At 47.6% G+C, this 14,332-nt stretch carries 12 protein-coding genes; 1 reads left to right on the top strand and 11 read right to left on the bottom strand.

Annotated elements, in window-relative coordinates; all coding sequences use genetic code 11:
• Window positions 1–3: 3 nt before the first annotated feature.
• The 7 genes from mraY to mraZ all read right to left on the bottom strand — a co-directional run bounded on the left by mraY (window position 4) and on the right by mraZ (window position 7,569).
• Window positions 4–1,086, bottom strand: a complete 1,083-nt coding sequence (mraY, locus tag KO537_RS13885) for a phospho-N-acetylmuramoyl-pentapeptide-transferase (RefSeq protein ID WP_006079891.1) — start codon at window positions 1,084–1,086, stop codon at window positions 4–6.
• Complete coding sequence (gene murF / locus KO537_RS13890; protein ID WP_105251193.1) at window positions 1,087–2,469, bottom strand: UDP-N-acetylmuramoyl-tripeptide--D-alanyl-D-alanine ligase; 1,383 nt, start codon at window positions 2,467–2,469, stop codon at window positions 1,087–1,089.
• A gap of 76 nt (window positions 2,470–2,545) precedes the next feature.
• A complete protein-coding gene (murE, locus tag KO537_RS13895; RefSeq protein WP_173247348.1) occupies window positions 2,546–4,048 on the bottom strand; it encodes a UDP-N-acetylmuramoyl-L-alanyl-D-glutamate--2,6-diaminopimelate ligase in 1,503 nt (500 codons plus the stop codon).
• Window positions 4,045–5,799, bottom strand: a complete 1,755-nt coding sequence (locus tag KO537_RS13900) for a penicillin-binding transpeptidase domain-containing protein (protein WP_105251191.1) — start codon at window positions 5,797–5,799, stop codon at window positions 4,045–4,047. Before KO537_RS13900 ends, murE begins: the two co-directional genes overlap by 4 nt.
• 13 nt (window positions 5,800–5,812) lie before the next feature.
• Window positions 5,813–6,127 carry a cell division protein FtsL gene (ftsL, locus tag KO537_RS13905; protein WP_105251190.1) on the bottom strand — a complete coding sequence of 105 codons (315 nt, stop codon included), beginning with the start codon at window positions 6,125–6,127 and terminating at the stop codon, window positions 5,813–5,815.
• 10 nt (window positions 6,128–6,137) lie between these two features.
• A complete protein-coding gene (gene rsmH / locus KO537_RS13910) occupies window positions 6,138–7,079 on the bottom strand; it encodes a 16S rRNA (cytosine(1402)-N(4))-methyltransferase RsmH (protein ID WP_105251189.1) in 942 nt (313 codons plus the stop codon).
• A 31-nt stretch (window positions 7,080–7,110) separates the two neighbouring features.
• Window positions 7,111–7,569, bottom strand: a complete 459-nt coding sequence (mraZ, locus tag KO537_RS13915; RefSeq protein ID WP_105251188.1) for a division/cell wall cluster transcriptional repressor MraZ — start codon at window positions 7,567–7,569, stop codon at window positions 7,111–7,113.
• Window positions 7,570–8,232: 663 nt separating this feature from the next.
• Here mraZ and KO537_RS13920 point away from each other — a divergent pair.
• On the top strand, window positions 8,233–8,568 hold the full coding sequence (locus KO537_RS13920) for a hypothetical protein (protein ID WP_168826581.1): 336 nt from the start codon (window positions 8,233–8,235) through the stop codon (window positions 8,566–8,568).
• Window positions 8,569–8,739: 171 nt separating this feature from the next.
• On the opposite strand, the gene glpK is transcribed toward KO537_RS13920, so the two are convergent.
• From glpK to leuC, 4 genes are all read right to left on the bottom strand, one after another.
• Entirely contained in the window at window positions 8,740–10,224 is a 1,485-nt protein-coding gene (gene glpK / locus KO537_RS13925) for a glycerol kinase GlpK (RefSeq protein WP_219234673.1), read from the bottom strand.
• A gap of 193 nt (window positions 10,225–10,417) precedes the next feature.
• Complete coding sequence (locus KO537_RS13930) at window positions 10,418–11,767, bottom strand: outer membrane protein transport protein (RefSeq protein ID WP_219234674.1); 1,350 nt, start codon at window positions 11,765–11,767, stop codon at window positions 10,418–10,420.
• 526 nt (window positions 11,768–12,293) lie between these two features.
• Window positions 12,294–12,899, bottom strand: a complete 606-nt coding sequence (gene leuD, locus KO537_RS13935; protein ID WP_219234675.1) for a 3-isopropylmalate dehydratase small subunit — start codon at window positions 12,897–12,899, stop codon at window positions 12,294–12,296.
• Window positions 12,900–12,926: 27 nt separating this feature from the next.
• On the bottom strand, window positions 12,927–14,327 hold the full coding sequence (gene leuC / locus KO537_RS13940) for a 3-isopropylmalate dehydratase large subunit (protein WP_219234746.1): 1,401 nt from the start codon (window positions 14,325–14,327) through the stop codon (window positions 12,927–12,929).
• Window positions 14,328–14,332: the final 5 nt, after the last annotated feature.

Consider the following 14,332-nt stretch of genomic DNA (forward strand, 5'->3'; position numbering starts at 1 on the left):
CAATTACCTTAACTTCAACGTGGCTAAGCCAAGTAAGACGAGGAATATCGAGATAATCCAAAAACGCACTATCACTCGAGGTTCAGGCCAACCTTTTAACTCATAGTGATGGTGTATCGGCGCCATGCGGAAAATACGCTGGCCGCGTAACTTGTACGAACCCACCTGCAGGATCACCGACAGAGTTTCCATCACAAACACGCCGCCCATGATCACTAACAAAATTTCTTGTCGAACGAGGACCGCAATAGTGCCAAGTGCAGCACCTAATGACAGTGAACCCACATCGCCCATGAAGACTTGCGCGGGATAAGTGTTGAACCATAAAAAGCCCAGACCCGCACCGACAATGGCGGTACAGACGATCACTAACTCACCCGAACCGGGTAAATGCGGGATATGTAAGTAATTCGCAAACTGAGCGTGACCCGACAAATAAGCAATCAAGGCAAACGCCGCCGCGACCATTACCGTCGGCATAATCGCCAAACCATCGAGACCATCGGTTAAGTTCACCGCATTACTCGAACCCACTATCGTGAAGTACGCCAATACGATAAATACGGCGCCGAGTTGCGGCATCACGTCTTTAAAGAAAGGCACCACTAACTGGGTTTCACCTGGATTGGCCGCCGTGGCATACAGAAAAAAAGCAATAAGCAGCGCAGCCAAAGATTGCAGAATGTACTTCCAGCGCGCGATCAAGCCTTTAGTGTCTTTACGTACCACTTTGCGATAATCGTCGATAAAACCGATCAAACCGAAACTGCCGAGCACAAACAACATGACCCACACATAGCGGCTACCCAGATCACCCCACAACAATACGCTGATGAAAATAGCAGCCAATATCAGCAAGCCACCCATAGTCGGCGTGCCACGCTTACTAAAATGTGATTCTGGACCATCGTTACGCACAACCTGACCAATTTGCAGTAATTGCAAACGTTCAATCAGCTTAGGGCCAAACCATAAGCTAAAAACCAATGCGGTCAATAAGCCTAAAATGGCTCGAAATGTCACATAGGAAAACACGTTAAACCCGGTATGAAAACGGGTTAAATACTCGGCCAGATATACCAGCATTTACACTAACTCCCCACGCCCGAAGGCTACTGTTAGGCCATCCACGACCCGCTCCATGGCGGCGCTACGTGAACCTTTAACGAGAACCGTTACCTGTCCCGGCAACTGGTTTATATGCTTTATAAGTTTTTCTACTAACGTCGCCACACTGTCATAGTGCTCCGCACCGAAAGCTTGGCTCGTGTGCTGACTTAAAGTTCCGGTACAAAACAAGGCATCAATCCCCTGTTGCTTGGCCAGTTGCCCTAGTTCAGCGTGTAAAAGGGGCGCATTGTCGCCTAATTCTCCTAAATCTCCCAGTACCAGACAGCGATTTTCAGAAATTTCCTTTAACCAAGCGATCGCCGCGCCAACGGACACAGGATTTGCGTTATAGCTATCGTCGATTAGACGCACGCGTCCCAATTGACTCGGCTGCATACGTCCTTTCACTGGCGTTAATTGGCTCAAGCCTTCAGATATTTCAGTCAAACTCAATCCCAAAGCAATACAAACACTTGCAGCGGCGAGAGCATTACTCACCTGATGACGACCCGCCAACGGCAATACCACTTGGCAAGATTCACCTAAATAATTGAGCATAAAACGATAGCAACCATCCGCATTAGTCTTATGGCCTGTCGCTATCACGTCGATATGACGTTTAGCGGCGCCATCTTGCTGGGAGAAGCTCAGTTGCTTATAAGGTCTTGCCTTAACGCTCATAAAATCAGCGAAGGCATCATCGGCGTTGATGATGGCAGTGCCATCGGCCTGCAGATGATTAAAAATCTCTGACTTCGCCTGTGCGACACCTGCTTGTGATCCAAATCCTTCTAAATGGGCGCTGCCGACGTTATTCACCAGCGCGACGTTTGGACGCACAAGTCCCGAGGTGTAATCGATTTCACCTTTATGGTTAGCGCCGAGCTCGAATATCCCAAACTCATCCGCTGGCGTTAAACGCAGCAAAGTGAGCGGCACACCAATCTCATTATTAAAATTGCCAGCGGTATAGAGGATTTGATGCTTTGCCGACAGAATGGTCGCGATCATTTCCTTCACGCTGGTTTTGCCGTTTGAGCCAGTCAAAGCAACACAAATCGGATTGATCTGGTCACGAACATAAGCACCAATCGCACCCATGGCTTTTTGACAATCAGCCACTATGAGCTGCGGGATATCAAAAGCTAACTCACGCTCAACCATTAACGCCGCTGCGCCGTTCGCAATAGCTGTAGCTGCAAAATCATGGCCGTCAAAGCGCTCACCCTTTAAGGCAACAAACAGGGTTGCAGCGCCGATTTTGCGGCTATCACTGCTTAAATCTTGGATGGTGACGTCGTCACCGACTCGATACACGCCTAAGTGTTGACTTAGGGCCTCGAGAGAAAGTGGGATCATCTTGATTGCTCCAATGACCGGTGTGCCAATACACATCCATCATAGTGTTGACTTAGAGTCTCGAGTGAAAGAGGGATCATCTTGATTGCTCCGATAACTGGCGTGCCAGGGCGCGTTCATCATAGTCATGACGCACACCTGCCGCCTCTTGGTAAGTTTCGTGGCCTTTGCCCGCAAGCAAGATCACATCGCCAGGTTTAGCCAATGCCACAACCTCTTTAATTGCTGCGATACGGTCAACCTGAGTCAATGCCTGCTGAGGGTGGGTTAGCCCTTGGATAATATCGGTAATAATTTGCGCGGGGTCTTCACTGCGCGCATTGTCGCTGGTCACCATAATGCGGTCAGCATATTGCTCTGCAGCTTGGCCCATCAAAGGACGCTTGCCCTTATCACGGTCGCCACCACAGCCAAATACGCACCATAAATCACCGGCACAATGGCGACGTAGCGCGTTTAACGCTTGTTCGATCGCATCTGGCGTATGGGCATAATCGACCACTAAGGTGATGTTATCCGCAGTTGTGAAACGCTCCATACGACCTGCGACGGGTGTTAGGTATTGCACTTGCTCGGCTAACGCTTTCATATCAAGACCTTGCAGGTACAAGGCCGATAGCGCCGCGAGTAAATTAGAAAGATTAAAGGCACCAAGTAGTGGCGAGTGGATTTGAGTCTCGCCCTCGGGCCAGACTAAGGTTGCACTGACACCTTGATCGTCAAACTTGGCATTTTTAGTATAAAAAGCCGCGGCTTGATGACCTTCAATACTAAAGCCCCACATTTGCGCAGGCACAGATTTAAGTTCAGTCAACCAAGACACGCCAACTGCATCGTCGAGATTCAATAAACCGTGACCTAAAGTGCTGAAACGAAATAGGCTTTGTTTAGCGGCGGCATAGCTTTCCATATCGCCGTGGTAATCGAGGTGATCGCGCGTCAGATTAGTGAACACGGCAACATCAAATGGTACTGCGTCGACGCGGCCTTGCACTAAGCCGTGACTCGACACTTCCATGGCGCAGACACTCGCGCCTTGGGCTTCAAACTCATGCAACTGACGCATTAAGGTAATCGCATCGGCTGTGGTGTTACCACTATCAACAAGCTCGCCCCAGAGACCATTACCAAGGGTGCCCATGACGGCGGCTTTGCGCCCCAATGAAGTCACCAGTTGTGCAATGAGTTGACTCGTAGAGGTTTTACCGTTAGTTCCGGTAATACCGATAACTCCAAGGGATGGCATAACGGCAGACTTGTGCGCTAAGGTATAACGCTGGGCGGCAATTGCCGATACCTGACGACTTAACTGAAAGAAATAAATCTGCACACCGTGCTCGGCATTATCGCCCAGCAACACTTTGCCATGTTGGTCAGCATCATCCGTGTGAACTAATACGCCTGCGGCACCTAAATCTAAGGCTTTTTCAATAAACTGTCTGCCATCGACCTTATGTCCTGGCAGCGCCAAAAACACATCGCCGCGACGTATTGCGCGGCTATCTAAGGTCAGATCATTGAAGGACTGCGCGCCAGCATAATGTAGCCAAGGCGCTAGCAAATCCCGTAATAACATCATTCTGCTCTCCCAGCGGCGATTCCCGCCAATTGCACTTGTTCTTTATCGGTAATGGGTTCAACGTTTAACATTTGTAGTGCGCCAGACATGACTTTGGCAAATGCAGGCCCCGCCACTGAACCACCATAATAGAGATCGCCCTTAGGTTCGTTCACTACCACCACTATCGCTAATCTAGGATTATTCGCAGGAGCAACACCCGCAAATAAAGCAACATAATCATCACCATAACCACCAGCAACTGCCTTACGACTTGTGCCAGACTTACCTGCAACTGGATAACCGTCGATGTGCGCTAAAGTGCCAGTGCCGCCTTTTTCCGTTACACCGACCAGCATTTGCATTACATCGTGAGCCACATTTTCAGAAATGACTCGCTCACCGACAGGTGGCTTTTTCAGTTTCATTATCGAGACTGGGAACAAAGTGCCGCCATTGCCTAAGGTGGCGTACATGCGCGCGAGTTGAAGTGTTGTTGCCGTTAAGCCGTAACCGAAGGACAAGGTGGCACGTTCAAAATCTGACCAACGGTGGCGATCTTGAATCAAGCCAGCGCTTTCACCCGTGAGGTTAATTCCCGAAAAACTACCAAGTCCCATGGATTGATAAGTGCCGAGCAGTTGCTGCACCGGAATAGACAAAGCTAATTTACTGATGCCGACGTTACTGGATTTAGCCAAAATACGCGCCAAACTCATATCGCCGTAGTTCGCGGGGTCACGTACTTGGCGACCACCTAAACGCATCCAACCCGGTGAAGTGGCAATAATATCGGTCGATTTAACTGTGCCAGCTTCAAGCGCTGCGGCTACCACAAATGGCTTAATGGTCGAACCCGGCTCAAAGGTATCTGTCATAGCACGGTTACGCATTCTGAAGGTTTGCAGATTGTCGCGCGCATTGGGGTTATACGAAGGCGTATTCACCATAGCCAAGACTTCACCCGTGTGAATGTCGAGGACGACAATCGAACCCGAAGTCGCTTGGTTCATCTCAGTGGTACGTTTTAGTTCGCGATAGGCTAATTGTTGGATCCTATGATCGATACTCAGCACGAGATCATTTGGACTCTCACCTTCCTGCACTATATCCAGACGCTCGACGACATGGCCATCGCGCGACTTACGCACTTTTTGTTTGGAAGGCGTACCTGTTAACCAACTATTATAAGCATTTTCAACACCTTCAATCCCAACATCATCTATGTTAGTGATGCCGATTAACTGAGCTGTGATTTCACCGCCAGGATAATAACGGCGTGATTCAGACTTTAGAAATACACCGGGTAATTTAAGCTGAGTAATATAGTCCGCAACCGCAGGGGTAATTTGGCGTTTCAAGTAGGTGAAGCGTTTGGTGGGGTTACTGCGCACTCGCTCTAACAAATCTTCGAGGGGCTCATGCAATACATCGGCTAAGGCTTGCCAGCGGCGCATATCGGCAAAACCATTACTATCATTGACTTGTTTTGGATCGGCCCAGACGGCTCGTACAGGTACGCTCACGGCCAGCATGTCGCCATTACGGTCAGTGATCAAGCCACGCTGCACTTCACGACTAGTGGTCCGCAATGTTCGCATGTCACTTTCGTGACGTAATTTGTCGGGCTCGATAATTTGAATGTAAGCTGCGCGTCCCACTAGGCTGCAAAACAACGCACACACAAACCCGACCACTACGTATAAACGCCAGTGGATCAATTGAGGTTTTTGCGGTTTGCTTACCCGTTTGATTTTCGCTTGCCTAGTCATATCTTCCCTATACTCACGGCACCTTTACCACAACTTCTTCGCTGGGTAACGGACGACTCATGTTGAGTTCCTTAGAGGCAATACGCGTAATACGACTGTGCTCAGTCTGCGATTGCTCTTCTAATAATAAATTGCGCCACTCAATATCTAATCTATCTCGCTCCTGCAGTAACTGGTCCCACTGGGTTGTCAGTTGACGGCTAACATGACTGCCATAAACCACGGCAACCGCATTACTCAGCACAAGCAAGGCTAATAACAAGATCCATTTGTGCAGCCATAAATCATGTAAAACGATCCGTGGCAGATTAATCGAGGGCTTACTCACAGTGCGCCCCTTAGTAATCTAAACGCTCGGCAATGCGTAACACTGAGCTGCGAGCTCTGGCATTGCGTTCGATTTCTTCGTCGGATGGCATAATCGCCTTGCCCACGGCACGTAACTTACGCGACTTGTTAATTTGATCTTCAGTCACCGGAAAACCGTGCGGTACACTTTCGCCTTGGCTATGACGACGAATAAAACGCTTCACGATACGATCTTCTAAAGAATGAAAACTGATGACCGACAAACGTCCTTGGGGAGCAAGCACATTGACGGCTCCTTCAAGTGCCTGATCAATTTGATCTAATTCACTATTGATATAAATGCGGATCGCTTGAAACACCCGAGTCGCAGGGTGCTTATTACGTTCTTTATTTTTAGTGATACGCGCAATTAAATCGGCTAAATCTTTGGTACGTAAAAAAGGCGTTTTCTCACGGTCGGCAGCAATACAACGGGCAATATGGCGAGCATTTTTCTCTTCACCGTAGGTTTTAAATACCCAAGCCATATCTTCAATTTCGGCACGAGCCAACCATTGCGCAGCCGTTTGGCCTTGACTGTTATCCATACGCATATCGAGTGGACCATCGCGCAAAAAACTAAAACCGCGTTCAGCATCGTCGAGCTGGGGTGAAGACACACCTAAATCGAGTAATACGCCATCAATTTTGCCCACAAGCCCAAGCTCTTCGACATAATCGGCTAACTGACCAAAGCCACCATGCACGATTTGAAAGCGTGGATCGTCAGCAAATTGTTTGGCCGCTTCAATCGCTTGAGGATCACGATCGATGGCGATCAATCGACCATGTTCACCGAGTTGTTGTAATACTTGTCTTGAATGACCACCGCGGCCAAACGTGCCATCGATATAGATGCCATCGTCTTTGATGTTTAAACCGCCAACCGTTTCTGCTAGCAGTACGGATAAATGGGCAAATTCTTGACTCATTACTCTCTTCTTATTTAGTTATCACGACTCGTTAAAGTGAAAAATCCGCGAGGCGCTCATTATTAACGAGATCCTCACTTCGAATCGTTTCCTGACATTCATCAATTTGCTGCAGCCAAGATTGCTCATCCCACAGCTCAAATTTATTCAATTGCCCCACCAGCATGATGCGCTTATCTAAATTGGCATATTGCCTTAACGGTGGCGGCAGTAATATGCGCCCATTACTGTCGAGCTCCACTTCGTGGGCGTAGCCGAGTAACAGGCGTTTTAAAGATCTCTGGGTTTTATCGGTATCTGAAAGCTTCAACAACTTAGCTTCGATCAATTCCCATTCGTGAATGGGATACAAGAGTAAACAGGCGGATTGGATATCGACGGTAATCACGATGCGCCCTTGGTGCTCAAGCTGCAAAGGTTCGCGGTATCGCACTGGAATAGCGATCCGTCCCTTTGTATCTAAGTTGATAGCACTGGCTCCACGAAACACGCTAATTCATCCTATCCTTTGATTTTTGATCCACAAATATCCACTATTTCCCACAACTGCTAAGTTTAGGGACAGTCGACAAGCATTGTCAAGGGATGGGATCCTTTTATAAATCCAGTCGGCAAGCGGGTTAGCCGCATGTTGAGCACTTAACCTCGCGACAAACTTTTGACAAGAAAAACCATTAGAGATTGACTAAACAGAGGAAACAACAGGAATAAATAGCGCCGATATATTCAGCAACCTTTTGCTTTCAGGTGCTTGCGATGAAAAAAATGGGGAATTATTTCTGTATTTGTGGGATTTTACGGGTCGAGAAATAACGTCAAACTCAAAAACGCAACAAAACAAACTTACGTCCATCCTTATTCGACAGTCAAAAAAGAGTTGAAATCAGCATAAAAATCTAAATTTTTATTCCAAATAAAGACGTTCATCTTTTTACTAATGGCTGAATATTAATGTCGCGATTGCGAGAAAGATCAAAAATCCCACGTAAAATCCACCAAAAGAACCACTTTATCCCTACACATTCACCTTATACCCGCACTAGCTACCTAATGGCTCGCCTTATTCGCCTTAACAAGTTAAACGGCGTATAGTCTAAATATTGACCTACTTCAGCCGATATCATATTAAGAGGTGTAATAACAAGGAGGCGTTATGAGTGGATTGGATAGCATTTATGCCATGCTGGCACAGCCAGTAAAAGCCGTGTTTCACCCTAAACGGGTTGTTGACCAAGTCAGCAGTGCAAGCGCAAATGCCCCCGATAGCCATGAAACACCGCAGTCGCAGTTACCTCCAGCGTTAGAAAGCCGCAATACTAAAGTCAGGGAAAGACGCAAAGAATCAGATAACAATAAAAATAAGAAACGCCGTGCATCGGATGAAACCGAAACGCTAAAACTAAAAGAAGGTGTCGTACTTGAAGTGACCGATGATTCCGCAGAAATCAAGAAGCCACCGAGCCAACATATCATTGATGTAGAAGTATAAATCCGTACTGATATAAAACGGAAAAGGCGCAATCCCATTGGATTAGCGCCTTTTTATTAGCCTCTTTTTAGCAGCACTATCGAGCATGCCTGAAATCAGGCCAGATTTCGAATCATGCGATACCTCAAATTAAGTTTTATCTCAAACCAATGCCGCCTCAAGCCGTATTGTTTAATTTCGAGTTCTGGCCACCGCGTCCTGCCAACCTGCGTATAGCTGTACTCGAGTCAGGGCATCGATATTAGGGATAAAATGCTTATCGATGTAGGCTTTGTGCTCAAGCTCTATCACACTCTCCCAAAAGCCCACTGCCAACCCAGCTAAAAATGCCGCGCCCAAAGCGGTTGTCTCACAAACGCTTGGCCTTAACACTTCGACATCGGTAATGTCGGCTTGAAATTGCATCAAAAAATCATTAGCGACCGCGCCGCCATCCACCTTTAAACGCTTAAGGCTGACGCCACTGTCTTTGGTCATGGCATCAAGTAAATCTTTACTCTGGTAAGCGATAGATTCCAACGCTGCCCGAATAATATGATTACGATTCGCCCCGCGTGTCAGACCAAATAGCGCACCACGGGCATTGGGATCCCAATAGGGCGCACCGAGTCCCACAAAAGCGGGCACCAGATACACGCCATTAGTATCGGCGACCTTAGAGGCAAAGTATTCAGTATCACTGGCATCACGAATAAGCCCCAGTTCATCTCGCAACCATTGAATGGTCGCGCCGCCCATAAAGACTGAACCTTCAAGGGCATAGTTCACTTCACCCTTAGGCCCCACGGCAACTGTAGTCAATAAGCCATGGTTTGAGCGCACCGCTTTTGTCCCTGTATTCATCAACAAAAAACAACCAGTACCGTAGGTATTCTTCGCCATGCCGGGCTCGACACATAACTGACCAAAAAGCGCAGCCTGTTGATCGCCCGCCATTCCTGCAACTTGGATTTCACTGCCTTCACCCGCAATCCGTGTCGTACCATACACGCTGCAGGAGGGTTTAACGTCAGGCAACATAGACAAGGGAATATCTAAGGCTTCGAGTAACTTATTATCCCAAGTCAGGCTATGGATATTGAATAGCAAAGTGCGGGCAGCATTGGTGGGATCGGTAACATGTACCTTGCCCTCGGTTAACTTCCACACGAGCCAAGTATCGATAGTGCCGAACAACAACTCACCACGCTCGGCTTGCTCACGGGCATTGGGCACATTATCTAGAATCCATTTGATCTTAGTGCCTGAAAAATAAGGGTCGAGTAATAAACCGGTATTCTCACGCACATATTCTTCTAACCCTTGAGCTTTGAGTTGCTCACAAATCTCAGCGCTGCGACGGCACTGCCACACAATCGCGTTATAAATAGGTTTACCTGTGGCCTTCTCCCATATAACAGTGGTTTCCCGCTGATTGGTAATGCCAATGGCGGCCACTTCATCGCTGTGAATACCCGCACGCGCCAATACTTCAATTAACACTGAACTTTGGCTTGCCCAAATCTCCATGGGATCATGCTCGACCCAACCCGGATTAGGGTACAACTGGGTAAATTCACGCTGGGATACGGTGACAATGTTTGCGTCGTGATCGAACACTATCGCCCTTGAGCTGGTTGTGCCTTGATCTAAGGCCACCACGTATTTTTTCTGCACGCTACTATCCTATCTGAACTCTCCGCCGCCTTTTTATGCTGGCGAGAATTAACATGATCCACCGACTTATGCAGTGAATATATTCGGAATTTACCGCCGTGACCAGCAAGCAAGCCGTAAAACAAGATAACGCCACCATGCTATAGCCATAAAAAAGCCCTGAAGATTCAGGGCTTTTTTTAACATACTGAACTTACATCTTGTAGCTCATTTGGATACCCGCAAGCCATACATCGCCGCTTGCTTCGCCGTTAAAGTTAACAGTCGCTAGGTTCAATAGGTTTTGCTGTTCGTTGATTGGCGCATCGCCAGTCGCTTTAATATAAGTCACAGCAAAATCAACGTTCAGGTTCTTAGTTGCCTGATAACCTGCGCCCACAGAGAACCACAGACGGTCAGAGTCTGGAATTGTGGTTGTGCGCCACTCGTCATTTGCCGCCGTTTTATCTAAAGCAACACCCGCACGCACTAACCAATCGTTATTCACTTGATAAGTCGTCCCTAGCGCGAAGCGCCAGTTATCTTCGAAGTGCTCTTCTTTAACTAAATCAGACTCTAAACCGCCCTTAGGTTTAACTTCACCAGGGAAATAAGCCACTAGTTGATCGAATACGCTCCAATCAGTCCAGTTCACACTCGCATGCATGGCCCAGTTATCGGTCAATTGGTGATGGGAAGCTATCTCTGCAAAAGCGGGTAATTCAAGCGGTAAATAACCTTCAATGGACACATCTTGGCCGCCAGTGTACAGCACACCTGAGGCATGACCATCCAAGTCCAGTTGCACGCCGCTGTGATAAGCAAAGCCCAAACGGTGAGCCGGATTAATCTGCCAACTGGCACCTAACTGCCAGCCATAACCCACATCATCACCCTTCATGCTTTTCAGCTCAGTGCCACCTGGAGGTAACACTGCCTGCACTGGAGCTGGCAGAGCAGGTTTGATACCATCAACCCAACCTGGTAATGAGGCACCAATTTCGCCTTCACCATAAACGATACGTACACCAGCACCTACGCTGACAGCATCATTGATGCGATAAGCGATGTTTGGATTAAATTCAACGGTCGTAACCGAAGTCTTGTTACCAAAAATAGCCGCTGCGTGGGTCGCGGGTAATTCAGTGGCTAGACCATAATTAGAGTTTACCGCTAGGCCCCAAGTCCATTGATCATTTAGCTGATTTGAATAATAAAAATTTGGCACAAGTGCGTCATCGGCCACATCCAGTGCGTCGCCACCTTTCATAACAACAGGATTTGGACCAATTAACGGTGAACTAAGGCTCACATCACCAGTCACATCGACGTTTGGCATAACGTAAATGCCACCCGCGGACAACTGGCGTCCTTCTAAATAAGTGAGCATGGCAGGATTTCGACCTTGAGCCGAAGCGTTATCCGCCATAGCGGCTTCACCAGCAAAGGCGCGACCTAAACCTGTAGCAGAGTATTCCGCAAGTTGAAAACCCGCGGCATGGAGTTGAGTCGTTGAACTTAACAAGGCTGCAGTGACAGCCAAAGTCAGAAGACGTTTTTGCATTGTTATTCTCTAATCATATTATTGTTATCTGTACTACTTGGATGAGTACTGCGGCGTTCAGGCAAAATAGAGCAAACACTCCATATTGAATGCGCAGCAGTTTACTTATGCAGAAGATGTTTGCAACCAAAGGAGATAAAACAGACAAAAACTCTAGAGAGATGCGACTTTAAAACAGATTTAGTGACGCATGTCACCATTAAAACAAAAAAATACCTTTAAACACTCAAAAATCATTCACGACAGTCGTGAGATTCAAATTATGAACCAAACAAATACCAATATTAAACAATAAGATAAAAAATTAAAACTTTGGAACACCTGTAAATCATTTAAACTCGACAAGTACAGCATAAATCACTGCAGAGAATAAAATTTTCTAGTATCAAAACGACAATAAAAATTTATGCTTTAAAATACAATTAATTAAATTAAGAGTGTTTTGAGATTTAAAACAAAAACGCCTAGGTATTAACCTAGGCGCATAAATATAGACTCAACACGAGTACAAATGTGCGCTGAAAGTTTAGCGGCGCCAACCTTGGATTTGAGTTTCGTACTGAGTGATTTGCGCAGCATGGGACAAGGTCAGCCCAATAGCATCTAACCCATTGAGTAACTTATGTCTCGCCGACTCTGCCAGCGTAAAACTAAACTCAGCACCTGACGGTGCAATCACTTTACAGCTGGTGAGATCAACTGTGATTTGCGCGCCCTCTTCTGCCGCCACTTCATCCATCAACTGACGCACCTGCGCGTGGGTTAACGCCACAGGCAATAGGCCGTTATTGATTGAGTTGCCGTAAAAAATGTCGGCAAAACTCGGTGCAATAATGGCGCGCAAACCGAAGTCCGCCAGCGCCCAAGGCGCATGTTCGCGGCTTGAACCACAACCAAAGTTTTCCTGCGACAAAAGAATTGAAGCGCCTTTATAACGAGGCTGGTTCAATGAAAACTCAGGATTGGGCACATCCCCCGCATCATCTAAATAACGCCAATCATGAAATAAGTGCACGCCAAAACCATCGCGCGTCACCTTAGACAAAAACTGTTTAGGAATGATTTGATCAGTATCGATATTGGTGCTGTCGATCATGACCGCAAGCCCGGTATGGGTCGTAAAAGGTTGCATTAACTTCTCCTCTTGGGTTTACGGTAATTAGTAAGGTTTACGAATATCGACAAAATGCCCAGCCACCGCAGCGGCGGCGGCCATCGCCGGGCTCACTAAATGGGTGCGACTGCCACGGCCTTGGCGACCTTCGAAATTACGATTACTGGTCGAGGCACAGCGATCGCCCGCCTCTAATCTGTCATCGTTCATCGCTAAACACATGGAACAACCCGGTAAACGCCACTCAAATCCCGCTTCAATAAAGATTTTATCTAAGCCTTCGGCTTCGGCTTGGGCTTTCACTTGACCAGAACCAGGTACTACAATCGCGGTGACGCCACTCGCGACTTTACGGCCTTTGGCATGTACTGCGGCGCTGCGTAAATCTTCAATCCGCGAGTTAGTACATGAACCGATAAATACTTTGTTGATACTGATGTCTGTCATAGGCGTCCCCGCACTCAGGCCAATGTATTCTAGGGCCTTTTCCATACTAGCTCGGGTACTTGGATTTACTTCATCAATAGGATTTGGCACTTTTCCATCGATCGCTACGACTTGGCCAGGGTTAGTGCCCCAAGTCAATTGTGGTGCGATATCGGCGGCATCTAACTCAACTACAGCATCAAACACGGCGCCATCATCGGTCTTTATGGCTTGCCAGTAAGCGACAGCCTCTGCCCAATCTTCGCCCTTTGGCGCAAATTCGCGGCCTGCTAAATAGTCGAAAGTGGTTTGATCCGGCGCGACCATGCCCGCTTTAGCGCCCATCTCAATTGCCATGTTGCACACTGTCATGCGGCCTTCCATCGACAGGGCTTCAATCGCCTCACCGCAGAACTCCACCACGTAACCCGTGCCACCATCCATGCCTATTTTGCCAATAATAGCGAGTACGATATCTTTGGCGGTCACGCCATCGGTGACATGACCACGCACTTCAATCTTCATGGTCTTAGCTTTTAACTGACGCAGAGTTTGCGTCGCTAAAACGTGCTCAACTTCAGATGTTCCAATGCCAAACGCCAATGCCCCAAAGGCGCCATGGGTTGCGGTATGGGAATCACCACAGACAATCACAGTGCCGGGTAAGGTGATACCCAATTCAGGGCCCATTACATGCACAATCCCTTGATTAGGATGATGAATGTCGTATAAACGCACGCCAAAGTCTTTACAGTTTTGCGCTAGGGTTTCAACCTGTGCGCGCGCCATTGGGCTTAGCGCATCTAAGCTGGCGCTACGGGTCGAAGTGTTGTGATCCATAGTGGCAAAGGTTTTTTCCGGTGCACGCAGTTTGCGGCCTGCCACTTTTAAGCCACTGAATGCTTGGGGAGAAGTCACTTCATGGACTAAATGTCTGTCGACATAAATGATCGGCGCTTCACCTTTAGGAGTCGCTACAACGTGGGCATCCCATACTTTTTGATACAGCGTTTTTGCCACCGAGT

It is taken from the genome of Shewanella sp. NKUCC01_JLK (assembly GCF_019345615.1).
Lineage (GTDB): Bacteria > Pseudomonadota > Gammaproteobacteria > Enterobacterales > Shewanellaceae > Shewanella > Shewanella oncorhynchi.

Excerpts from the sequence above, each read along its gene's own strand:
- rsmH (WP_105251189.1), bottom strand. The coding sequence starts at position 7,079 with ATGAGTCAAGAATTTGCCCATTTATCCGTACTGCTAGCAGAAACGGTT.
- murE (WP_173247348.1), bottom strand. The coding sequence starts at position 4,048 with ATGATGTTATTACGGGATTTGCTAGCGCCTTGGCTACATTATGCTGGC.
- KO537_RS13920 (WP_168826581.1), top strand. The coding sequence starts at position 8,233 with ATGAGTGGATTGGATAGCATTTATGCCATGCTGGCACAGCCAGTAAAA.
- leuD (WP_219234675.1), bottom strand. The coding sequence starts at position 12,899 with ATGCAACCTTTTACGACCCATACCGGGCTTGCGGTCATGATCGACAGC.
- mraY (WP_006079891.1), bottom strand. The coding sequence starts at position 1,086 with ATGCTGGTATATCTGGCCGAGTATTTAACCCGTTTTCATACCGGGTTT.
- murF (WP_105251193.1), bottom strand. The coding sequence starts at position 2,469 with ATGATCCCACTTTCTCTCGAGGCCCTAAGTCAACACTTAGGCGTGTAT.
- KO537_RS13900 (WP_105251191.1), bottom strand. The coding sequence starts at position 5,799 with ATGACTAGGCAAGCGAAAATCAAACGGGTAAGCAAACCGCAAAAACCT.
- KO537_RS13930 (WP_219234674.1), bottom strand. The coding sequence starts at position 11,767 with ATGCAAAAACGTCTTCTGACTTTGGCTGTCACTGCAGCCTTGTTAAGT.